The organism is Streptomyces luteolus (assembly GCF_029968015.1).
Lineage (GTDB): Bacteria > Actinomycetota > Actinomycetes > Streptomycetales > Streptomycetaceae > Streptomyces > Streptomyces luteolus.
The window spans coordinates 86,428-107,580 of sequence record NZ_JASCIS010000020.1; the positions used below are offsets into that span (position 1 = coordinate 86,428).

Annotated in this window: 18 protein-coding genes; 10 read left to right on the forward strand and 8 right to left on the reverse strand. The window is 71.1% G+C overall.

The window, feature by feature from the left end:
• The first annotated feature begins 94 nt into the window (after positions 1–94).
• From QIT00_RS20735 to QIT00_RS20765, 7 genes are all read left to right on the forward strand, one after another.
• Positions 95–2,284 carry a SpoIIE family protein phosphatase gene (locus tag QIT00_RS20735; protein WP_282536817.1) on the forward strand — a complete coding sequence of 730 codons (2,190 nt, stop codon included), beginning with the start codon at positions 95–97 and terminating at the stop codon, positions 2,282–2,284.
• A 35-nt stretch (positions 2,285–2,319) separates the two neighbouring features.
• A complete protein-coding gene (locus tag QIT00_RS20740; protein ID WP_282536818.1) occupies positions 2,320–2,799 on the forward strand; it encodes an SseB family protein in 480 nt (159 codons plus the stop codon).
• A gap of 113 nt (positions 2,800–2,912) precedes the next feature.
• Positions 2,913–3,869 carry a pirin family protein gene (locus QIT00_RS20745; RefSeq protein ID WP_282536819.1) on the forward strand — a complete coding sequence of 319 codons (957 nt, stop codon included), beginning with the start codon at positions 2,913–2,915 and terminating at the stop codon, positions 3,867–3,869.
• Positions 3,870–4,034: 165 nt separating this feature from the next.
• Complete coding sequence (locus QIT00_RS20750; protein ID WP_282536820.1) at positions 4,035–5,090, forward strand: AI-2E family transporter; 1,056 nt, start codon at positions 4,035–4,037, stop codon at positions 5,088–5,090.
• Between the two features lie 178 nt (positions 5,091–5,268).
• Positions 5,269–7,104 (forward strand): acyl-CoA dehydrogenase, encoded by a 1,836-nt coding sequence (locus tag QIT00_RS20755; RefSeq protein ID WP_282536821.1) that lies wholly within the window; start codon positions 5,269–5,271, stop codon positions 7,102–7,104.
• A gap of 79 nt (positions 7,105–7,183) precedes the next feature.
• Positions 7,184–8,479, forward strand: coding sequence for a M18 family aminopeptidase (locus QIT00_RS20760; RefSeq protein ID WP_282536822.1), 1,296 nt, complete (start codon positions 7,184–7,186; stop codon positions 8,477–8,479).
• Positions 8,480–8,550: 71 nt separating this feature from the next.
• Positions 8,551–8,766, forward strand: coding sequence for a DUF6458 family protein (locus QIT00_RS20765; protein WP_282536823.1), 216 nt, complete (start codon positions 8,551–8,553; stop codon positions 8,764–8,766).
• A gap of 36 nt (positions 8,767–8,802) precedes the next feature.
• Here QIT00_RS20765 and QIT00_RS20770 read toward each other — a convergent pair whose 3' ends face one another.
• Positions 8,803–10,593 (reverse strand): NHL domain-containing thioredoxin family protein, encoded by a 1,791-nt coding sequence (locus tag QIT00_RS20770; RefSeq protein ID WP_282536824.1) that lies wholly within the window; start codon positions 10,591–10,593, stop codon positions 8,803–8,805.
• 41 nt (positions 10,594–10,634) lie between these two features.
• Here QIT00_RS20770 and QIT00_RS20775 point away from each other — a divergent pair, with 41 nt between their 5' ends.
• The gene (locus tag QIT00_RS20775; RefSeq protein ID WP_282536825.1) at positions 10,635–11,150 is read left to right on the forward strand and encodes an LURP-one-related/scramblase family protein; all 516 of its coding nucleotides are present in this window, start codon (positions 10,635–10,637) and stop codon (positions 11,148–11,150) included.
• A gap of 61 nt (positions 11,151–11,211) precedes the next feature.
• On the opposite strand, the gene QIT00_RS20780 is transcribed toward QIT00_RS20775, so the two are convergent.
• Positions 11,212–11,988, reverse strand: a complete 777-nt coding sequence (locus tag QIT00_RS20780) for a carbon-nitrogen family hydrolase (protein ID WP_282536826.1) — start codon at positions 11,986–11,988, stop codon at positions 11,212–11,214.
• A gap of 151 nt (positions 11,989–12,139) precedes the next feature.
• On the opposite strand from QIT00_RS20780, the gene QIT00_RS20785 reads away from it, so the two are divergent.
• A complete protein-coding gene (locus QIT00_RS20785) occupies positions 12,140–12,964 on the forward strand; it encodes a maleylpyruvate isomerase family mycothiol-dependent enzyme (RefSeq protein WP_282536827.1) in 825 nt (274 codons plus the stop codon).
• A gap of 111 nt (positions 12,965–13,075) precedes the next feature.
• Here the strand turns inward: QIT00_RS20785 and QIT00_RS20790 are convergent, their stop codons facing one another.
• Both QIT00_RS20790 and QIT00_RS20795 read right to left on the reverse strand, forming a co-directional pair.
• Entirely contained in the window at positions 13,076–14,380 is a 1,305-nt protein-coding gene (locus QIT00_RS20790) for an MFS transporter (RefSeq protein ID WP_282536828.1), read from the reverse strand.
• Positions 14,377–15,051, reverse strand: a complete 675-nt coding sequence (locus tag QIT00_RS20795; RefSeq protein WP_282536829.1) for a GntR family transcriptional regulator — start codon at positions 15,049–15,051, stop codon at positions 14,377–14,379. Before QIT00_RS20795 ends, QIT00_RS20790 begins: the two co-directional genes overlap by 4 nt.
• Positions 15,052–15,345: 294 nt before the next feature.
• Here QIT00_RS20795 and QIT00_RS20800 point away from each other — a divergent pair, with 294 nt between their 5' ends.
• Positions 15,346–16,281 carry a D-alanyl-D-alanine carboxypeptidase family protein gene (locus QIT00_RS20800; protein WP_408909810.1) on the forward strand — a complete coding sequence of 312 codons (936 nt, stop codon included), beginning with the start codon at positions 15,346–15,348 and terminating at the stop codon, positions 16,279–16,281.
• Here the strand turns inward: QIT00_RS20800 and QIT00_RS20805 are convergent.
• From QIT00_RS20805 to pdhA, 4 genes are all read right to left on the reverse strand, one after another.
• Entirely contained in the window at positions 16,217–17,254 is a 1,038-nt protein-coding gene (locus tag QIT00_RS20805; protein ID WP_282536830.1) for a DMT family transporter, read from the reverse strand. The two genes, QIT00_RS20800 and QIT00_RS20805, sit on opposite strands and share 65 nt — an antisense overlap.
• A 124-nt stretch (positions 17,255–17,378) precedes the next feature.
• On the reverse strand, positions 17,379–18,773 hold the full coding sequence (locus QIT00_RS20810) for a dihydrolipoamide acetyltransferase family protein (protein WP_282536831.1): 1,395 nt from the start codon (positions 18,771–18,773) through the stop codon (positions 17,379–17,381).
• Between the two features lie 14 nt (positions 18,774–18,787).
• Positions 18,788–19,768: an alpha-ketoacid dehydrogenase subunit beta gene (locus QIT00_RS20815; protein ID WP_282536876.1), complete on the reverse strand. Its 981-nt coding sequence runs from the start codon at positions 19,766–19,768 to the stop codon at positions 18,788–18,790.
• 2 nt (positions 19,769–19,770) lie between these two features.
• Complete coding sequence (pdhA, locus tag QIT00_RS20820) at positions 19,771–21,015, reverse strand: pyruvate dehydrogenase (acetyl-transferring) E1 component subunit alpha (RefSeq protein WP_282536832.1); 1,245 nt, start codon at positions 21,013–21,015, stop codon at positions 19,771–19,773.
• Between the last annotated feature and the right edge of the window lie 138 nt (positions 21,016–21,153).

Genomic DNA, 21,153 nt, shown 5'->3' on the forward strand with positions numbered 1-21,153 from the left:
TCAGCGCCCGCCGGGGCCCGGAGAGCGGCCTCCGAGGCCCCTGGAGCGCCCGCCTCGGTGGCGGGCACCTGTGCACTCTTCATAAAGTAGGGCAATGCGCACTGGCTCCCAGGACACGGGCGGAGCGGCCCTGCCCCCGGCGGGCGACATCCTCGCGCTGATCGCGACCGGGTTCTGGCGCTGGGACAACGCGACCGGACTGGTCACGCTCGACGCGGAGGCCGCCCGCCTGCTCGGCCTGCCCGCCGAGCCGGTGACCCTGACCGAGGCGGGCGTGCGCTCCCGCTTCCACCCGGTGGACTGGAACGAGATCCACGGCATCGTCAACCTCGCCGTCGCCGAGGGCACCCTGGCCGAGGCCCGGCTGCGCATCATGGACGAGCAGGGCCAGGTGATCCGCACCGTCCGCAGCCGCTCCAAGCCGGTACTCGCGGGAGACATCGCGGGTCAGTACGAGCTGATCGGCACCCTGCAAGAGGTCAACGACCCGTTGCCGGGCAGCCCGGCCCGTACGCCCGTGACCGGGGACTGGCGCCGGTCCCGCGAGGCGTTCCTCCTGGACGCGGGCCGCGCGCTCGCCGAGGCCCGGTCGACGGCCGAGGTGCTGCGGGTCGCGGCGGGCCTGTCGATGCCGGGCTTCGAGCCGGACGGCCTCGCGGTCTTCGGCGTACGGGGCGACCGGCTGACGATCATCGGGCACCACGGGCAGCAGCCCGGCGACGAGGGCCCGTTCACGGAGATGTCCCTGGCCACCGACTATCCGGCCGCGGACGTGGTGCGCCACGGCCGGGCCGTCTACCTCTCCTCTCCCGCCGAGTACAAGCACCGCTACCCCGCGACCTGGCCGCTCGCCGAGCGCTTCCGGCGGGAATCCTGGGCGTTTCTGCCGCTGACCGTCGCGGGCCGCACCATCGGCGCCTGGATGGCGGCGTTCCGCTACCCGGTGCAGTTCACGCCGGACGAGCGCTCCGTCCTGACGACGGTGGCCCGGATGCTGGCCCAGGCCCTGTCGCGGGCCGGGATCGCCGAGTCGGAGCGGGAGCTGACGGACGGCCTGCAGCGCTCGATGCTGCCGACGCTCGGCCCGGACATACCCGGCCTCGCCCTCGCCGCCCGGTACGTCCCGACGGGCGGCGGGCTGCAGGTCGGCGGCGACTGGTACGACATGATCCCGCTGCCCGGCGGCCGCCGGATCGCCCTGGTCATCGGCGACGTCCAGGGGCACGACGTCCGCGCCGCGGGCCTGATGGGACAGCTGCGGATCGCGCTGCGGGCGTACGCCGCCGAGGGCCACCGCCCGGACGCGGTGCTCGCCCGCGCCTCCCGCTTCCTCACCGGCATCACGGACTCCCATACGTACGGCTCCACCGGCGGCCCCGAGTCCCGCACGGGCGCCGCGGGCGGCACGGCCGACCCGCGCTTCGCGACCTGCCTGTACGTCGAGGCGGACCCGACGACCGGGGTCCTGGAGATCGCGCGGGCCGGGCACCCCGACCCGGTGGTGCGGATCGGGGACGGCACCGTCGTCGTACGCCCCACGGAGGGCGGGCTTCCGCTGGGCATCGACCCGGACGCCGACTATCCGACCACCCGCGTCGTCCTCGAACGCGGCGAGACGATGATGCTCTGCACCGACGGCCTGATCGAGACCGGCGGCCACGACCTCGACTCCGGCTGGGGCCGGCTCCGCAAGGTCCTGGAGCGGTACGGCGGCGACAACCTGGAGCAGCTCGCCGACGAGCTGGTGCAGGCGGTGCACGGCCCGACCTCGCACTACTCGACCGGCCCGCTCGCCGACCGCCGCGAGGACGACATCGCGGTGGTCCTGCTCTGCCGCGCCGCGGTCGAGGAGGGCGGGGCGGCCGGTACGGGCACGGCCCCGCCGCGCCTCCGCCGCTTCCTGCTGACGGTGCAGCAGGCCGAGCCGGAGCGGATCGCGGGCGCCCGGCAGCAGTTGCGCGAGCTGCTGCACGACTGGACGCAGCCGGAGCAGGTGGACTCGGCGGTCCTGATGGTCTCCGAGATGCTCACCAACGTCCTGGTGCACACCGACGGCGACGCCCTGCTGCTCGTCGAGGCGCAGGGCGAGGTCGGCGAGCGGCGGCTGCGCGTCGAGGTCGCGGACGGCAGCGACGAACTCCCGCACAAGCGCCACCCCGGTGAACTCGCCTCGTCCGGGCGGGGGTTGGTGCTCATGGAGCTGCTCGCCGAGGCCTGGGGCGTGACGCCGCGCGGCGAGGGCAAGTCGATCTGGTTCGAGCTCCACGAGTCCCCGGCTCCGTGACGCCCGGGCCCCCCGCACCCAGTACGCTCGACGGCATGTACGGCTACGACCAGTCCGCGGGCGCGCAAGCGGGATACGCCCCGCCGCAGCCCCCGCCCCAGCAGCCCGGCGGCCCCGGGGCGTACGGCCAGCAGGCACCGCTGTACCCGGAGCCGTCGCCCCCGTCGCTCGCGGACGCCGTGCGCGCCTTCACGACCGGTTCGATGTCGGCGGAGGACTTCCAGCAGATCTTCTCGACGTCGAAGGTGTACTGCCCGCGCGGCGACAACCCCGGCTTCCTGGCGCTGCACAACACGCAGCAGCCGGTGATCCCGATGTTCACGTCCCTGAAGGAGCTGCGGCGGTACGCGGGCAAGGAGTCCAAGTACTTCGTCATCACCGGCGCGGAGGTCATCGACCTGCTGCCGACGGGGTACGGCTTCGTGCTCGACATGGAGGGCGAGCACCGCATGGTCTTCGACGCGAAGGCGGTCGAGCAGATGGTCGACTTCGCGATGCGGCGGATGTACGGCTGAGTTTCTCCGTACGACGTGGGCGCCCGGGAGGAATCCTCCCGGGCGCTTCTGTGTTCCAAGGTGGCAGGAAGTTCACTGTTCAACTAAACTCGGAGCACGAGGAGGTACCGACCATGCCTGCAGTGACCGTCGAGAACCCGCTGACCCTGCCCCGCGTGACCGCACCAGCCGACGCGACCCCGCGCCCGGTGCTCGCCGTGACGACCGCTCCGTCCGGCTTCGAGGGCGAGGGCTTCCCGGTGCGCCGCGCCTTCGCGGGCATCAAGTACCCGTACCTCGACCCGTTCATCATGATGGACCAGATGGGCGAGGTGGAGTACGCGCCGGGCGAGCCCAAGGGCACCCCCTGGCACCCGCACCGCGGCTTCGAGACCGTGACGTACCTGGTCGACGGCACCTTCGTGCACCAGGACTCCAACGGTGGCGGCGGCACCATCCAGAACGGCGACACCCAGTGGATGACCGCGGGCAGCGGCCTCCTCCACATCGAGGCCCCGCCGGAGCAACTCGTCATGTCCGGCGGCCTGTTCCACGGCCTCCAGCTGTGGGTCAACCTGCCCGCGTCCGACAAGATGATGGACCCGCGCTACCAGGACATCCGCGGCGGCCAGGTCCAGCTGCTCACCTCTGTGGACGGCGGCGCCCTGCTCCGCGTCATCGCGGGCGAGCTCGACGGCCACGAGGGCCCCGGCATCACGCACACCCCGATCACGATGATCCACGCGACGGTCCGCCCCGGCGCCTCCGTCACCCTGCCCTGGCGCTCCGACTTCAACGGCCTCGCGTACGTCCTGGCCGGACGCGGCACGGTGGGCGAGGAGCGGCGGCCGGTCCGCATGGGCCAGACGGCGGTCTACGGCGAGGGCTCGTCGCTGACCGTCCGCGCGGACGAGAAGCAGGACGGCCACACGCCGGACCTGGAGATCGTCCTCCTCGGCGGTCGGCCGATCCGGGAGCCGATGGCCCACTACGGCCCGTTCGTGATGAACACCCAGGCGGAGCTGCAGCAGGCCTTCGAGGACTTCCAGCGGGGTCGTCTGGGGCGGATCCCGGCGGTCCACGGCATGTGACCCCCAGGGGGCTCCGCCCCCGGCCCCCCGCTCCTCAATCGCCGGAGGGGCTCAATCTGAGCCCGTCCGGCGATTGAGGACGAGCCCGCAGGGCGATCCGCGGTGCCTCACCCGGGCGGTGCGTCCGAACGTGCCGGGCACCCCTTCCCGTGATCACCTGCAACCGTGCAGACCCTGCTCCCCGAACCCGTCCGCCGGCTCGCGGCCTGGTGCGTCGTCGCCCTGCTGCTCGCCACCCTCGGCGGACTCGGCGTATGGCTCTGCATCACCTTCAAGACCGCCGTCACCCCGGTCCTGCTCGCCCTCCTCGGCACCGCCCTCCTCGGCCCCCTCTACCGGCGGCTGCTCGCGCTGCACGTCAACAAGTCGCTGGCCGCCGGGCTCACCTGCCTCGCCGTGCTGATCGTCGCGGGCGGCGCCACGTACATCGTGGTGAGCGCGCTGATCGAGACCGGGGACCAGATCATCACCTCGCTGCGCGCGGCCGCGAAGTCGCTCGCCGAGCACCTCGGCGCCGCCGGGACCTCGCTCGACGACCTCGCGAAGAACTCCAAGGACCTGCTCTCGAAGTTCGGCGGCACCGCGGCCTCCGGGGTGATCAGCGGCGTCAGCGTCGTGGGCGAGGTCATCGCCATGGCCGTACTGGCGCTGCTGCTGGTCTTCTTCTTCCTGCGCGACTCCGACCGGGCCACCGCCGCCCTGCACACCCTCGTCCCGCGCCGCGGCGCCGCCCTGGAGCAGATGGGGCGCAAGGCCTTCGAGGCGATCGAGGGCTTCATGCGGGGGACCACCCTGATCGCGCTGATCGACGCCCTGTGCATCACCGTCGGCCTGCTGATCCTGCGGGTGCCGGGGGCGGTGGGGCTCGGGGCGCTCGTGTTCGTCGGGGCGTACATCCCGTACCTCGGGGCGTTCATCTCCGGTGCCGTGGCGATCCTCGTGGCGCTCGCCGACCGCGGGTTCGTGATCGCGCTGTGGGCGCTGGGCGTCGTACTCGCCGTGCAGGTCCTGGAGGGGCATGTGCTGCAGCCGATGATCCAGAGCCGGACGGTGCAGATGCACCCGGCGGTGGTGATGCTGGCGATCACCGCGGGCGCCTCGGTGGCCGGGATTCTCGGCATGCTGCTCGCGGTCCCGCTGACCGCGGCGGCCTTCGGCATCCTCTCCGAGCTGCGCACCCACTACGCCGGAACGACTCCTTCCGAATCGTCCGCGGATTAGAGCCTCGTCACAGTTCGCGGTTCAGGGGTTGCGTCTTATTACCGACGGGTAGCATCATCGTAGCTACTTGCTGGTACGTGTATGAGAATCCGCCTCCCAAGCCGCCCACCCGTCGCCCGACCACCACCCCTCATCGAGGCGCTTCGCGCCGCATTGAAGTCTTTTTGGAGCCGTCGCCATGGGGCACTACAAGTCGAACCTCCGGGACATCGAGTTCAACCTCTTCGAGGTGCTCGGTCGCGACAAGCTGTACGGCAGCGGCCCGTTCGCGGAGATGGACACCGAGACCGCCAAGAGCGTCCTGTCGGAGCTCACCCGCCTCGCCGAGAACGACCTGGCCGAGTCCTTCGCGGACGCCGACCGCAACCCGCCGGTCTTCGACCCGGAGACCAGCACCGCGCCCGTCCCGGCATCCTTCAAGAAGTCCTACAAGGCCTTCATGGACTCCGAGTACTGGCGCCTCGGCCTGCCCGAGGAGATCGGCGGCACCACCGCCCCGCCGTCCCTGATCTGGGCGTACGCGGAGCTGATCCTCGGCGCCAACCCGGCCGTCTGGATGTACTCCTCCGGCCCGGCGTTCGCCCGCATCCTCTTCGAGGAGGGCACCGAGGAGCAGAAGAAGTGGGCCAAGATCGCAGTCGAGAAGACCTGGGGCTCGACGATGGTCCTCACCGAGCCGGACGCCGGTTCGGACGTCGGCGCCGGCCGCACCAAGGCCGTGCAGCAGGAGGACGGCTCCTGGCACATCGAGGGCGTGAAGCGCTTCATCACGTCCGGTGAGCACGACATGGAGGAGAACATCCTCCACTACGTCCTCGCGCGGCCGGAGGGCGCGGGCCCCGGCACCAAGGGCCTGTCCCTCTTCCTCGTCCCGAAGTACCTCTTCGACTTCGAGACCGGCGAGCTGGGCGAGCGCAACGGCGCCTACGCCACCAACGTCGAGCACAAGATGGGCCTCAAGGCCTCCAACACCTGCGAGATGACCTTCGGCGACCGGCACCCCGCCAAGGGCTGGCTGATCGGCGACAAGCACGACGGCATCCGCCAGATGTTCCGCATCATCGAGTTCGCCCGCATGATGGTCGGCACGAAGGCGATCTCCACGCTCTCGACGGGCTACCTCAACGCCCTGGAGTACGCCAAGGAGCGCGTGCAGGGCACCGACCTGTCGCAGTTCATGGACAAGACCGCGCCCAAGGTCACCATCACGCACCACCCGGACGTGCGCCGCTCCCTGATGACGCAGAAGGCGTACGCGGAGGGCATGCGCGCCCTGGTCCTGCACACCGCCTCCGTCCAGGACGAGATCGCCCTGAAGGAAGCCGCGGGCGAGGACACCAAGGCCCTTGAGGCTCTGAACGACCTCCTGCTCCCGATCGTCAAGGGCTACGGCTCGGAGAAGGGCTACGAGCAGCTGGCCCAGTCGCTGCAGACCTTCGGCGGCTCCGGCTTCCTGCAGGAGTACCCGATCGAGCAGTACATCCGGGACGCCAAGATCGACACCCTCTACGAGGGCACCACCGCCATCCAGGGCCAGGACTTCTTCTTCCGGAAGATCGTCCGCAACCAGGGCGCCGCCCTGAACGGCCTGGCCGAGGACATCAAGAAGTTCCTGGCCGTCGGCACCGGCGGCGACGAGCTGTCCGCCGCCCGCGAGCAGCTCGCCAAGGCCGCCGTCGAGCTGGAGGCCATCGTCGGCCTGATGCTCACCGACCTCGCCGCCACCGAGCAGGACGTCAAGAACATCTACAAGGTCGGCCTCAACAGCACCCGCCTGCTGATGGCCTCCGGTGACGTGGTCGTCGGCTACCTGCTCCTTCGCGGTGCCGCCGTGGCCGCCGAGAAGCTGGAGACGGCCTCCTCGAAGGACAAGACCTTCTACACCGGCAAGATCGCGGCCGCGAAGTTCTTCGCCGCCAACGTCCTGCCCGGCGTCACGGGTGCGCGCAAGCTCGCCCAGTCCACCAGCGAGTCGGGCCTCGACCTGATGGAGCTGGACGAGGCCGCGTTCTAAGCACTGTAAGGATCACTGCTGCGCGGGCCCCCTTCCCATCACGGGGAGGGGGCCCGCGTACGTCGTTAAGGTGAACACCATGAGCTCATCGCCCTCCCGGTTCGACCGCGGACACACCGACGACCTGATGTCCTTCCTCAGCGCGAGCCCCTCGCCGTACCACGCGGTGGCGAGCGTCGCGGAGCGCCTGGAGAAGGCCGGGTTCCGGCAGGTCGCGGAGACCGACGCCTGGGACGGGACGAGCGGGGGCAAGTACGTGGTGCGCGGCGGCGCCGTCGTCGCCTGGTACGTGCCGGAGGGCGCCGAGGCGCACACCCCGTTCCGGATCGTGGGCGCGCACACCGACTCCCCGAACCTGCGGGTCAAGCCGCTGCCGGACACCGGCGCGCACGGCTGGCGCCAGGTCGCCGTGGAGATCTACGGGGGGCCGCTGCTCAACTCCTGGCTCGACCGGGACCTCGGCCTCGCCGGCCGCCTCTCCCTCAAGGACGGCTCGACCCGCCTCGTCAACGTCGACCGCGCGCTGCTCCGCGTACCGCAGCTGGCGATCCACATGGACCGGACCATCTACGAGAAGGGGCTGCAGCTCGACAAGCAGAAGCACATGCAGCCCGTCTGGGGCCTCGGCGACACCCGCGAGGGCGACCTGATCCGCTTCCTGGAGGAGGAACTCTCCCTCGCGGCGGGCGACGTCACCGGCTGGGACCTGATGACGCACTCCATCGAGCCGCCCGCCTACCTCGGCCGCGACCGGGAGCTGCTCGCGGGGCCGCGGATGGACAACCTGCTCTCGGTGCACGCCGGTACGGCCGCCCTCGTCGCGGTCGCGGGTTCGGAGAGCCTGCCGTACATCCCCGTGCTCGCCGCCTTCGACCACGAGGAGAACGGCTCCCAGTCCGACACCGGCGCCGACGGTCCGCTGCTCGGCTCCGTGCTCGAACGGTCGGTGTACGCGCGCGGCGGCGCCCACGAGGACAAGGCCCGCGCCTTCGCCGGGAGCGTCTGCCTCTCCTCGGACACCGGGCACGCCGTGCACCCCAACTACGCGGAGCGGCACGACCCGACGCATCTGCCGCGCGCGGGCGGCGGGCCGATCCTCAAGGTCAACGTCAACAACCGCTACGCCACGGACGGTTCGGGGCGCGCGGTGTTCGCCGCCGCCTGCGAGAAGGCGGACGTGCCCTTCCAGTCATTCGTCTCCAACAACTCGATGCCGTGCGGCACGACCATCGGCCCGATCACCGCGGCCCGGCACGGCATCAAGACGGTCGACATCGGCGTCGCGATCCTGTCGATGCACAGCGCGCGTGAACTGTGCGGGGCGAAGGACCCGTATCTGCTCGCCAACGCGCTCGCGGCGTTCCTGGAGGGGTGAACTCCCGCTTCCTGCATGTCCGTTCGCCCCTCGGGTACCCGAGGACCACGGATACACGAGGAGGCGAGACCATGGGCCTGGGCGGATGCATTCTGCTGATCGCCGTAGGAGCCATTCTCACGTTCGCCACGGACTGGGAGATGAGCGGAGTCGACCTGGACCTGGTCGGTCTGATCCTGATGCTGGTCGGCTTCATCGGTGTGGCGGCCTACACGTCCATCGCCCGGCGCAGGCGGGCTGTCGTCCCGCCGGTCGTCACCGAGCGGGACGACGGGCACGGCCTCTGATCGCCGCGACCGCCGCGCCCGCCGCACCCCCGCGGTTCAGGCGTCGAGCCCCGCGAGCACCAGCGGCAGCCGGTCCGCGCCGCTCTCCGTGAGGCGGACCGGGACGCCCCAGTCCTGCTGGTGGACGTGGCAGGCCGGGTACTCGTTGTTCGGGTCGTCGTCGCAGCTCGCGGCCATCGCCGAGACGTGCAGGACGCCCTCCGTGACCTCGGGGTTGAGGGTCAGGGCGCGGGCCAGGTCCGTGCCCTGACCCTCGCCGTCGAGCAGCAGCTCGGGCGGGGTGGAGGAGACGAGCAGACGGGTCGAGGGGCCGTAGCGGGTGTCGAGCTTCTGGCCTGTCGGCGCCTGGAAGACCACGTCCAACCGCAGCGCGCCGGGGGCCACTTCGGTGGCGGCGCGCTGGGTGCGGTGGGCGACGGACTCGACGCGTACGGCCTCTTCGGGCAGGCGCAGGCGGGTGAGGCGGTGGCGGGCCGACTCGACGACCACGACGTCCTCACCGACCACGACCGCGGCGCTCGGCTCCCTCAAGTCCGTTGCCAGGGTGGTCACTTCACCGCTCGCCGGGTCGAAGCGGCGCAGCGCGTGGTTGTACGTGTCCGAGATCGCCACCGAGCCGTCCGGGAGCGCGGTGACGCCCAACGGGTGCTGGAGCAGGGCCTGTCCGGCCGCGCCGTCCCGGTGGCCGAAGTCGAAGAGGCCGGTGCCGACGGCCGTGTGGACCACGCGGTCCGGGTCGATCCAGCGCAGTGCGCTCGTCTCCGAGTCGGCGATCCACAGCCGGTCCTCGGTCGCCGCGAGCCCGGACGGCTGCGCGAACCAGGCCTCGGCGGCCGGGCCGTCGACCAGGCCCTCGTTGGTGGTGCCCGCCGCGACCTGGACGGTGCCCGCCTCCGGGTCGTACGTCCACAGCTGGTGCACGCCCGCCATCGCGATCCACACCAGGCCGTCGAAGACCGCCACGTCCCAGGGCGAGGAGAGGCTGACCTCGCGGGCCGGGCCGGAGGTGGGTTCGCCCTGCATCCACTGCCGCCCGGTGCCCGCGACCGTCTCGACGGCACCGGTCTCCGGGTCGTACGTGCGCAGCGCGTGGTTCACCGTGTCGGCGACCAGGACCTTGCCGGAGGGCAGCAGCGCGAGGCCCTGCGGCTCGCTGAAGGCGTCCGGGCCGAGGCCGCGCTCGCCGCTGCCGATGCGGCGTACGACGGTCTCCCCGTCCGCCTCCAGCTCGACCAGCTGGTGCCGGGTCGAGTCGGAGACCAGGAAGGTGCCGCCGGGCAGCAGCAGCGCCTTGCCGGGGAAGCGCAGGTCGGTGGCGACGGGCTCCGGCGGGACGTACGGACCGTCCCCGCGGCGGAGCGTGCCCTTGGCCTCGTGCTCGGCCTCCAGCTCCTCGACCAGCTTCTCGATCGCGTGCGCGTGCCCCTCACCGGCGTGCTGCGCGACCACGTACCCCTCGGGGTCGATGACGACGAGCGTGGGCCAGGCGCGGACCGCGTACTGCTTCCAGGTGGCGAGCTCGGGGTCGTCGAGCACCGGGTGGTGCACCTCGTACCGCTCGACGGCGTCGACGACGGCCTGGTGCTCGGCCTCGTGCACGAACTTCGGCGAGTGCACGCCGATGATCACGACCGTGTCGGCGTGCTTGCGCTCCATCTCGCGGAGCTCGTCGAGTACGTGCAGACAGTTGATGCAGCAGAAGGTCCAGAAGTCCAGAACGACGATGCGTCCCCGCAGGTCGGCGAGGGTGTACTGCTGATCTCCTGTGTTCAGCCAGCCGCCCTTGCCGATCAGCTCGGGGGCCCGAACGCGTGCACGTGTAGCCATGTCCCCATCCAACCTCACTCACCCGGGTACGCATTCCCGCCATGAGATACGTGGTGCGCGACCGGGTCTTAGGTATCGGGGACGACTACTGGATCGAGGACGAGCAGGGCCGCAAGGCGTTCCTCGTGGACGGGAAGGCGATGCGGCTGCGCGAGACGTTCGAGCTGAAGGATCCGCAGGGCGACGTGCTGATCGACATCCGCAAGAAGATGCTCTCCCTGCGGGACACGATGACCATCGAGCGCGGCGAGCAGCCCCTCGCGACGGTCCGCCGCAAGCAGTTCTCGCTGCTGCGCAACCACTACCGCGTGAGCCTGGTCGAGGGCACGGAGCTGGACGTCAGCGGGAAGATCCTGGACCGGGAGTTCGCGGTCGAGTACGACGGGGAGCTGCTGGCGGAGATCTCTCGACGGTGGGTGACGTTGAGGGAGACGTACGGGGTGAATGTCGTCCGGGAGGACGTGGATGCGGCGCTGGTGATCGCGGTGGCGGTGTGCGTGATTCGGTTGGCGGAGCGGGACAAATCCAGCCCGTCTGGGGGCACCTCCCAGCGGTAGCTGGGGGAGATTGAGGACGAGCGCCTCAGCGCGACACGGGGTCCGGGGCAGAGCCCCGGGGTCAGCCCAGGACCCGGTCCTTCAGGGCCGGGAAGCGTTCCCGGGTCGTCGCCACCGCGCTCGGGTCGAAGTCCACCGTCAGGATCTCCTCGCCCGAGCCGGCCTCCGCCAGCACCTCGCCCCACGGGTCGACCACGATGCTGTGGCCCGCCTGCGGGACCCCCGCGTGCGCGCCGCCGGTGCCGCAGGCCAGGACGTACGCCTGGTTCTCGACCGCGCGGGCCTGTGCGAGCAGCGTCCAGTGGGCGCGGCGGCGCTCGGGCCAGCCCGCGGAGACGACGAGGGTCTCGGCGCCCGCGTCGACCAGGCCGCGGAACAGCTCGGGAAAGCGCAGGTCGTAGCAGGTGGCGAGGCCGAGCACGGTCGACGGGTGCGGGACCGTGACGAGGTCCTTGCCGGCGCCCATCATCGTGGCCTCGCCCTTGTCGAAGCCGAAGCGGTGGATCTTGCGGTACGTCTGGGCGAGGGCGCCGTCGGGGGAGAAGACGAGGGTCGTGTTGTAGAGCGTGCCGCTGTCCTCGCGCTCCACGATCGACCCGGCGTGCAGCCAGACGCCCGCGTCGTGCGCGGCGGCGGCCATCGCGTCGTGCGTGGGCCCGCGCAGCGCTTCCGCCTCGGTGCCGAAGGAGTCGTACGCGAAGGCGCCGACCGGCCACAGTTCCGGCAGCACCACCAAGTCGGCCCCGGCCTGGTCGCGTACCAGTGAAGCCACCCTGGAGCGGCGGGAATTGACCGATTCGTCGGGGTCTACGTCGATCTGGATCAGCGAGGCGCGCACACTACCACCGTCCTGGCATTCGAGTACCCATCACCGCCTACGATCGTCACACGAAAGCACTGCAGGCGGCCCGTGCGGCAGCGTAACTTAAGGGGCCGAGCCTCCCACGCAGTCCTGCCAGCCCGTACAGACGAACCGCCCGAGGGGTCCCGTGACCGTCCATCCCAGCATCCAGACCTACGCCGACTCCTGGACCCACTCCGTGGAGGCCATATCCGAGCTGGTGACACCGCTCGCGGAGGGCTCCTGGAACCTGGCGACGCCCTGCCCCGGCTGGTCCGTGCGGGACCTCGTCTCCCATGTCATCGGGCTCGACTGCGAGATGCTCGGCGACCCCCGGCCGATCCACACGCTGCCGCGGGACCTGTACCACGTGCAGACGGAGCTGCAGCGGTACATGGAGGTGCAGGTCGACGTCCGCCGGCACCACACGGCGCCGGAGATGACCGCCGAGCTGGAGTACACGATCATCCGCCGCTCCCGGCAGCTGCGGAACGAGTCGCGCGACCCGCAGACGCAGGTGCGCGGGCCGCTCGGCAACCAGGAGCCGCTCGAAGAGGCTCTTCGCAAGCGGGCGTTCGACGTGTGGGTGCACGAGCAGGACCTGCGCACGGCCCTCGACACCCCGGCCAACCTGGACTCCCCCGGCGCGTATGTCGCGCGGGACATCCTGATCTCCGGGCTGCCCAAGGTGGTCGCCAAGCAGGCCGGTGCGCCCGTGAACTCGGCGGTCGTCTTCGACGTCGGCGGCCCCGTGGACTTCCTGCGTACGGTCCGGATCGACGCCGACGGCAGGGGGACCGTGGACAACGCCCCGTCGCTCGGCCCCGCGGTCACGCTCGCGCTCGACTGGGAGACGTTCTACAAGCTGTGCTGCGGCCGCGTGAAGCCGGGCTCCGTACGGGACCGCGTGAAGGCGGACGGTGACCAGGAGCTGGCGGAGGCGATCCTGCGGAACTTGGCGATGACGGTGTGACCGGCTAGCCCGTCCGGCGATTGAGGACGAGGCCGTCAGGCCGATGGGGTCTGGGGCGCAGCCCCAGGTGCCGAGCCCCGGACCACCCGCACCGGGACGCCGACGTAAGACCTACGCCGGTACGTGCACCGCCTCCACCCGGCTCGCCACCAACCGCTCACTCTCCAACCGCACCGCGCGCCGCCGCAGCCGCAGGATCTGCGTGACGCCCAGAGCCTCCAGGGCGAAGATCGAGCAGAACGCGATCCGGTAGTTCTGGCCGGTCGCGTCGAGCAGGACGCCGACCGCGAGGAGTGTGGTCATGGAGGCGACGAAGCCGCCCATGTTGACGATGCCGGAGGCGGTGCCCTGGCGCTCCGGCGGGTTGGCGGGGCGGGCGAAGTCGAAGCCGATCATCGAGGCCGGTCCGCAGGTGCCGAGCACCACGCAGAGGACGACGAGCAGGGCCGTCGGCGCCGATTCGCCCGGGTAGCCGAGGGTGAGGGCCCACGCGAGGGCGGTCGCGGTGACCGTGCCGAGGGCCAGAGGGGTGCGGGCGGCGTGGTGGCGGGCGACGACCTGGCCGTAGACAAGGCCGATGGTCATGCTCGACAGCACGGTCAGGGTGAGGAGTTCACCCGCCGCGGCGCGGGACAGGCCCTGCGCCTCCACCAGGAACGGCATCCCCCACAGCAGCGTGAAGACCATCATCGGGAACTGCGTGGTGAAGTGCACCCAGAGCCCGAGCCGGGTGCCGGGCTCCCGCCAGGCCTCCGCTATCTGCCGCCGTACGAACGCGGGCCCCTGGGCCTGCTTGACCGGCGGCGGCTCGTGGCCCTCCGGGTGGTCCTTGAGGAAGAGCAGCAGCAGGACGAGGACGACGACGCCCGCGAGCGAGCTGCCCACGAACGCGGCGGTCCAGCCGAGCCCGTGCAGCATCCGCGAGAGTACGAGCGTGGACACGAGGTTGCCGCCCATCCCGATGAGCCCGGCGAGCTGCGCGACGAGCGGTCCGCGCCGCGCCGGGAACCAGCGGGTGCCCAGGCGAAGGACGCTGATGAAGGTCATCGCGTCCCCGCAGCCGAGCAGCGCACGCGCGGCGAGCGCCATGCCGTACGAGGGCGCGAGCGCGAAGGAGAGCTGGCCGACGGTGAACAGGACGACGCCGAGGGTCAGCACCCTCTTCGTGCCGAGCCGGTCGACCATCAGGCCCACGGGGATCTGCATGCCCGCGTAGACGAGGAGCTGGAGGATCGAGAACGTGGACAGGGCGGAGGCGCTGACGTGGAAGCGTTCGGCGGCGTCAAGGCCTGCGACGCCGAGCGAGGTGCGGAAGATGACGGCGACGAAGTAGACGGCGACGCCGATCGACCAGACCGCGACGGCCCTCCGGCCGCCGGGCGGATCGCCGGGGAGCCGGATCTCTCGATCGCTCATCGCACGTCTCCCCTGGCCAGGTTGGAGAACCAGCCGACGTGCCGGTGGACGACGGCGACGGCCGCGTCCGCGTCGCCCGCGCGCAGCGCGTCGAGGATCTCGGCGTGCTCGCCGAGGGTCTTGGCGATGCGGTCGGGGTGCGAGTGCATCACGGCGACGCCCATCCGCAACTGCCGGTCGCGGAGCTGGTCGTAGAGGCGGGAGAGGATCTCGTTGCCGCCGCTGCGGACGATCTCGGCGTGGAAGCAGCGGTCGCTGACGGCGGCCGCCGCGAAGTCCCCGGCCGCGGCCTGTGCGCGCTGCTGGGCGAGGAGCTCCTCCAGGCGCTCGATGAGCGCTGCGGGCGCGGGCACGGCCTTGCGCGCCGCGTGCTCCTCGACGAGCAGCCGGGTCTCGACCACGTCCGCGATCTCCTGCGCGGAGACCGGCAGGACCAGGGCGCCCTTCTTCGGGTAGAGCTTCAGCAGCCCCTCGACCTCCAGCTTGAGCAGGGCCTCGCGCACGGGCGTACGGGAGACGCCGACGTCGGTGGCCAGCTCGCCCTCGGTGAGGAGGGTGCCGCCCTCGTACCGCCGTTCCAGTACGGCCTGCTTCACGTGCTGGTAGACGCGCTCCGCGGCGGGGGGCTGCTTCGTCGGGGGCGCGGGGGCGGGGGAGGGTGCGGCAGGCATGCGCACAGCATAGATACATCAGGTGTGCATCAGGAACCGGCGTCCGGGATGCGGGACGGGGTCCGGGACGGGGTCCGGGACGGGGTCCGGGACAGGATCCGGGACGGGTGCGGATATCGGACGTGCGAAGTCGGTCGCAGGACACGCTCGCGCGTTCCCGCTTTCACCCGGACGAGTGCGCATCCATTCACTTCGGCCGTACGTCTTGTATCCGGAACTGCCTTTCTGGGTTTCCGATTTGACACCTCTCGGGTGTCTTTCCCCAGACGCTTACGCGAATTCGGAGCATCGACTTTGATCCGTACCACCCGACGCGCGCGCAGGACTGCCGCCGTCGTCCTCACGACCGGAGCCGCCCTGGTCGTCTCGCCGCTCGCGACGCCCGCGCAGGCCGCCGCCAAACCCCCGTCCGTCAGCGCCAAGGGCGCCTACCTCGCGGACGCGAAGAGCGGGAGACAGCTCTTCGGGAAGGCCGTCGACACCAAGCGGCAGATGGCCTCCACCACCAAGGTCATGACCGCTGCCGTCGTCCTGGACAGCCCCGGCCTGAAACTCGACCGCAAGATCACCGTCAAGAAGACCTACCGCGACTACGTCGCCAAGGAGGGCGCCAGCACCGCCGACCTGCGCACCGGCGACAAGCTCACCGTCCGCCAGCTGCTCTACGCGACGCTGCTGCCCTCCGGCTGCGACGCGGCGTACGCCCTGGCCGACGCCTTCGGCAGCGGTTCGACGGTGAAGGCGCGCACCGCGTCGTTCATCTCGAAGATGAACAAGAAGGCCGCCGCGCTCGGCATGAAGAACACCAGGTTCGACTCCTTCGACGGCATCTCGCAGGGCGGCAAGAACTACTCGACGCCGAAGGACCTGAGCACACTGGCCGCGCACACGGTCAAGAACTCCACGTTCCGTACGGTCGTGAAGGCGAAGAGCACCAGGCAGAAGGCCCGGGCGAGCAGCGGCGGCACCCGCACCTACACCTGGTACAACACCAACAAGCTGCTCGGCTCCTACAAGGGCGCCATCGGCATCAAGACCGGTACCGGCAGCGCCGCCGGCTCCTGCCTCGTGTTCGCCGCGACTCGCGGCGACAAGACCCTGGTCGGCGCGATCCTGAACGACTCGAACCGCTACGCCGACGCGGCGAAGATGCTCGACCACGGCTTCAAGTCGAACTCCGCGAAGACGATGCGTCTGCGTCCGCTGCCGAGCGGCGCGCAGCAGGACTGACGCCCCGGCCGTTCCCGGTCTGAGGGCTCGCGGCCCTGATCCGGCTCCTGCCGCCCCGGGAGGAGCCGGACACCGCCGCGAGCGCCACAGCCGCGAGCGCCAGCGCCGCCCCGCCCACCGTGAACGCGCTGACCTGCGCATCGCCGTGCGGCAGGAACACGTCGAGGGCGAGCGAGCCGAGCAGCTGCCCGGTGATCGTGCACAGGCCGAGCAGCAGCACGCCCAGCTTCTGCACAGCGGCCACGGCGACCGAGATGAACGCGATGCCGACGAGCCCGCCGAGATACAGGTACGGATCGCCGGGCAGCCCCGCCGGCACCCCGACCGCGACCGCGTGCCCCACGAAGACCAGGCCCAGCACGGCCGTACCGGTGAGGAAGTTGACGTACGTGCCGGTGTACGCGGACCCGGACGACAGCCGTACGTGACCGTTCACCGCCTGCTGCCAGCTGACGCACACACCGGCGACCACGGGCAGCACGAGCAGCAGATACGGGAACCCGGCACCCAGCCGGTCCGCCATCGACACCCCGACCGCCACGAGCACGAGCCCGGCACCCACCGCCCGCCGCACCGTGGGCCGCTGCGGACCGGCAGGGCCGAGGCCCTTCGCGTCGACGAGCAGCCCGCCGCCCACCTGCCCGGCGACGACGGCCACCGTGAACAGCGCGACGCCGAGCGCCCCGACGGTCAGGCCCTGCGCCAGCACGAACGTGGCGCCGCCGCACCCGCCGAGGAGCTGCCACCACTTCAGCCGCGCCGCCCGGACGTCCCGGACCACCCGGCCGAACCCGTGCCGGGCGCCCCGCACCGCGAGCAGCCCCACGGAGAGCACGAGCAGCCCGGAGCCGAAGGAGAGCACCGCGGCGGCCGTCCCGTCGCCGAGGTCGGCGGCGAGCTGGCCGTTGATGCGGGCCTGCAGGGATATCAGCGCCCCGGAGAAGACGGCGAGGAGCAACCAGAGGACGTGCACGGCAGGAGCTTTCGTACGGGGACGGGCGGGAGAGGCGGGACGGGCGGGAGAGGCGGGACAGGCGGGAGCCCGGATGCGCCTTGCGGGGCGCACCCGGGCTCGATGTGCGAAGGGCGTGTGCAGGCTACGCCCAGGTGATCAGGCGCTTGGGCTGCTCCAGGATCGCCGCGATATCGGCGAGGACCTTGGAGCCCAGCTCGCCGTCGACGAGCCTGTGGTCGAAGGAGAGCGCCAGGGTGGTGACCTGACGCGGCTTGACCTTGCCCTTGTGCACCCACGGCTGCGGCTTGATCGCGCCGACCGCGAGGATGGCGGACTCGCCGGGGTTGAGGATCGGCGTACCGGTGTCGACCCCGAAGACCCCCACGTTGGTGATGGTCACGGTGCCGCCCTGCATCGCGGCCGGGGAGGTCTTGCCCTCCCTGGCCGTGGACACCAACTCGCCGAGCGCCTCGGCCAGTTGGGGCAGGGTCTGGGCGTGCGCGTCCTTGATGTTCGGCACGATCAGGCCGCGCGGGGTCGCGGCGGCGATGCCCAGGTTCACGTAGTGCTTCCGCACGATCTCCTGGTTGGCCTCGTCCCAGGCGGCGTTGACGTCCGGGTTCCGCTTGATCGCGACGAGCAGCGCCTTGGCGACGAGCAGCAGCGGATTGACCCGCAGCCCCTGCATCTCCTTGTCGCCCTTCAACTCCTCGACCAGCTTCATCGTCCGCGTCACGTCGACGGTCACGAACTCCGTGACGTGCGGCGCGGTGAACGCGGACCCGACCATCGCCTGCGCGGTCGCCTTCCGTACGCCCTTGACGGGGATCCGGGTCTCGCGGGCGTCGGCGGCCACGGGTGCCTGGACGGGAGCCTGCTCCTCGACGACGGGCTCCGGCGCGGGCGCGACAGCCGCGTGCACGTCCTCCCGCGTGATGATCCCGTCGGGCCCGGAGGGCGTGACGGTCGCGAGGTCCACCCCGAGATCCTTGGCGAGCTTACGGACGGGGGGCTTGGCGAGGGGCCGGGGGACGACCGTGCCGTTGCTGACCACTGTGGTGGGGGCCGCCGTTCCCTCCCCGTTGTGGGCAGCTGGTCCGCCAGGGGCGATGGGGGTCCCCCCTGCTCGAGCGGAGTCGAGATCTTGGGGGAGGGTGGGCACAACCCCACGTGCCGAGTCGTCCTTACGCGCCCTCCGCTTGGTCGAGCTCTCGGCAACCCCGTACCCGACCAGCACAGGCTGTCGCCCCTGAGGCTCCTCGGCCTCAACCTCAGCGGGAGGCTCGGGCACAGACTCCCCCGCCCCACCCACGGTAATGATCACCTGGCCGACATCCACCGTCGTCCCCTCGGCGAACCGCAACTCCCGTACGACCCCGTCGAACGGAATCGGCAGCTCCACGGCCGCCTTCGCCGTCTCGACCTCGCAGACGACCTGCCCGTCGGACACGGCATCACCGGGCGCGACGAACCACTTCAGGATCTCCGCCTCGGTCAGACCCTCGCCCACGTCGGGCAACTTGAACTCGTACACCATCAGTCCAGCTCCCCTCAGTACGCCAGCGAGCGGTCGACGGCGTCGAGCACCCGGTCAAGGCCCGGCAGGTACTCCTCCTCGACCCGCGCGGGCGGGTACGGCGAGTGATAGCCGCCGACCCGCAGCACGGGCGCTTCGAGGTGGTAGAAGCACCGCTCCGTGATGCGCGCGGCGATCTCCGCGCCGGAGCCGTAGAACACCGGGGCCTCGTGCACGACGACGAGGCGGCCGGTGCGCTCCACCGAGGCCTGCACCGTGTCGAAGTCGATCGGCGACATCGAGCGCAGGTCGATGACCTCCAGGGAGTTGCCCTCCTCCTGCGCGGCCGCCGCGGCCTCCAGGCAGACCTTCACCATCGGCCCGTACGCGACGAGCGTCAGGTCGGAGCCCTCGCGCACGGTGCGGGCGGCGTGCAGCGGGCCGGGGATGGACTCGGTGTCGACCTCGCCCTTGTCCCAGTAGCGCCGCTTCGGCTCGAAGAAGATCACCGGGTCGTCGCTCTGGATGGCCTGCTGCATCATCCAGTACGCGTCCGACGAGGTGGAGGGCGAGATCACCTTCAGGCCCGCGACGTGCGCGAACAGGGCCTCCGGCGACTCGGAGTGGTGCTCGACCGCGCCGATGCCGCCGCCGTACGGAATGCGGATGACGACCGGCAGCTTGATCTTGCCGAGCGCGCGGGCGTGCATCTTGGCGAGCTGCGTGACGATCTGGTCGTACGCGGGGAAGACGAAGCCGTCGAACTGGATCTCCACGACCGGCCGGTAGCCGCGCAGCGCGAGGCCGATCGCGGTGCCGACGATGCCGGACTCGGCGAGCGGAGTGTCGATCACCCGGTCCTCGCCGAAGTCCTTCTGCAGCCCGTCGGTGACGCGGAAGACGCCGCCGAGCTTGCCGACGTCCTCGCCCATGATCAGGACCTTGGGGTCGGTCTCCAGGGCCTTGCGCAGGGATTCGTTGATCGCCTTGGCGATCGGCAACTTCTGTACGGCCATGGTCACTTGCCCTCTCCCACCGGGACAGCCGAGTCGGCGAAGGACGCCTGGTAGGCGGCGAACTGGGCGCGCTCCTCGTCGACGAGCGAGCTGCCGTCCGCGTAGACGTTCTCGAAGATCGACATCGGGTCCGGGTCGGTCATCGCCCGCACCGCCTCACGGACCCGCCTGCCGAGCGCCGCCTCCTCCTCTTCCAGCGAGGCGAACCAGTCGGCGTCCGCGATCTTCTCGGTCTCCAGGTACGTGCGCAGGCGCTGGATCGGGTCCTTGGCCTCCCAGGCCACCCGCTCCTCGTCCTGGCGGTACTTGGTGGGGTCGTCGGACGTGGTGTGCGCACCCATGCGGTACGTGAACGCCTCGACGAGCGTGGGGCCTTCGCCGCGCCGGGCCCGCTCCAGGGCCGAGCGGGTCACGGCCAGGCAGGCGAGGACGTCGTTGCCGTCGACGCGGATGCCGGGGAAGCCGTAGCCGCGGGCGCGCTGGTAGAGCGGGACGCGGGTCTGCTTCTCGGTGGGCTCGGAGATCGCCCACTGGTTGTTCTGGCAGAAGAACACGACCGGGGCGTTGTAGACCGCGGAGAACGTGAAGGACTCGGCGACGTCACCCTGGCTGGAGGCGCCGTCACCGAAGTAGGCGATGACCGCGGAGTCCGCGCCGTCCTTGGCGACGCCCATCGCGTAGCCGGTGGCGTGCAGGGCCTGGGAGCCGATGACGATCGTGTACAGCTGGAAGTTGTTGCTGTTCGGGTCCCAGCCGCCGTTGTTGACGCCGCGGAACATGCCGAGCAGGTTCTCCGGCGGGACCCCGCGGCACCAGGCGACGCCGTGCTCGCGGTAGGTCGGGAAGATGTAGTCGTCGTCGCGGAGCGCGCGGGCGGAGCCGATCTGCGCCGCCTCCTGGCCGAGCAGCGAGGGCCACAGGCCCAGCTCGCCCTGGCGCTGCAGCGTGACGGCCTCGGCGTCGAAGCGGCGGGCCATCACCATGTCGCGGTAGAGGCCGCGGAGTTCCTCCGGGCCGAGGTCGATCGAGAACTCGGGGTGCTCGACGCGCTTCCCCTCGGGGGTGAGCAGCTGGACGAGTTCGGGGTCGTGCGGTGGTGCGTCGTGCGGTGCTGCTTCGCGCGCTGCGCTCTTCGCCGCCGCCTTCTTCGCCGGCTTGGCCGGCGCCTTCTTGGCGGTCGCGCGCTTTGTGCTCGCCCCGCTGCTGTTGCTGCGAGGCTTGCGCGCGGCGGTGCTCTCCACGGTCACGTGTGCTCCTCCGTCGGTCCGGCTTCCCGGGGTCCGCCGGGTAAGCCAGTGCGGCTCGCCTGTCGTCCCGGCCCGTGCACGGGGTGTGTGCGTAAGGCGTTTCAGGGATGGCAGGCGTGACAGGTGCCCCGGCGAGAG

What these genes read in the sequence shown, in the direction of transcription:
- QIT00_RS20755 (WP_282536821.1), top strand. Translation starts at nt 5,269, where the DNA reads ATGGGGCACTACAAGTCGAACCTCCGGGACATCGAGTTCAACCTCTTC.
- QIT00_RS20740 (WP_282536818.1), top strand. Translation starts at nt 2,320, where the DNA reads ATGTACGGCTACGACCAGTCCGCGGGCGCGCAAGCGGGATACGCCCCG.
- QIT00_RS20790 (WP_282536828.1), bottom strand. Translation starts at nt 14,380, where the DNA reads ATGAGCGATCGAGAGATCCGGCTCCCCGGCGATCCGCCCGGCGGCCGG.
- QIT00_RS20745 (WP_282536819.1), top strand. Translation starts at nt 2,913, where the DNA reads ATGCCTGCAGTGACCGTCGAGAACCCGCTGACCCTGCCCCGCGTGACC.
- QIT00_RS20760 (WP_282536822.1), top strand. Translation starts at nt 7,184, where the DNA reads ATGAGCTCATCGCCCTCCCGGTTCGACCGCGGACACACCGACGACCTG.
- QIT00_RS20810 (WP_282536831.1), bottom strand. Translation starts at nt 18,773, where the DNA reads ATGGTGTACGAGTTCAAGTTGCCCGACGTGGGCGAGGGTCTGACCGAG.
- QIT00_RS20795 (WP_282536829.1), bottom strand. Translation starts at nt 15,051, where the DNA reads ATGCCTGCCGCACCCTCCCCCGCCCCCGCGCCCCCGACGAAGCAGCCC.
- QIT00_RS20765 (WP_282536823.1), top strand. Translation starts at nt 8,551, where the DNA reads ATGGGCCTGGGCGGATGCATTCTGCTGATCGCCGTAGGAGCCATTCTC.
- QIT00_RS20775 (WP_282536825.1), top strand. Translation starts at nt 10,635, where the DNA reads ATGAGATACGTGGTGCGCGACCGGGTCTTAGGTATCGGGGACGACTAC.
- QIT00_RS20735 (WP_282536817.1), top strand. Translation starts at nt 95, where the DNA reads ATGCGCACTGGCTCCCAGGACACGGGCGGAGCGGCCCTGCCCCCGGCG.
- QIT00_RS20770 (WP_282536824.1), bottom strand. Translation starts at nt 10,593, where the DNA reads ATGGCTACACGTGCACGCGTTCGGGCCCCCGAGCTGATCGGCAAGGGC.
- QIT00_RS20815 (WP_282536876.1), bottom strand. Translation starts at nt 19,768, where the DNA reads ATGGCCGTACAGAAGTTGCCGATCGCCAAGGCGATCAACGAATCCCTG.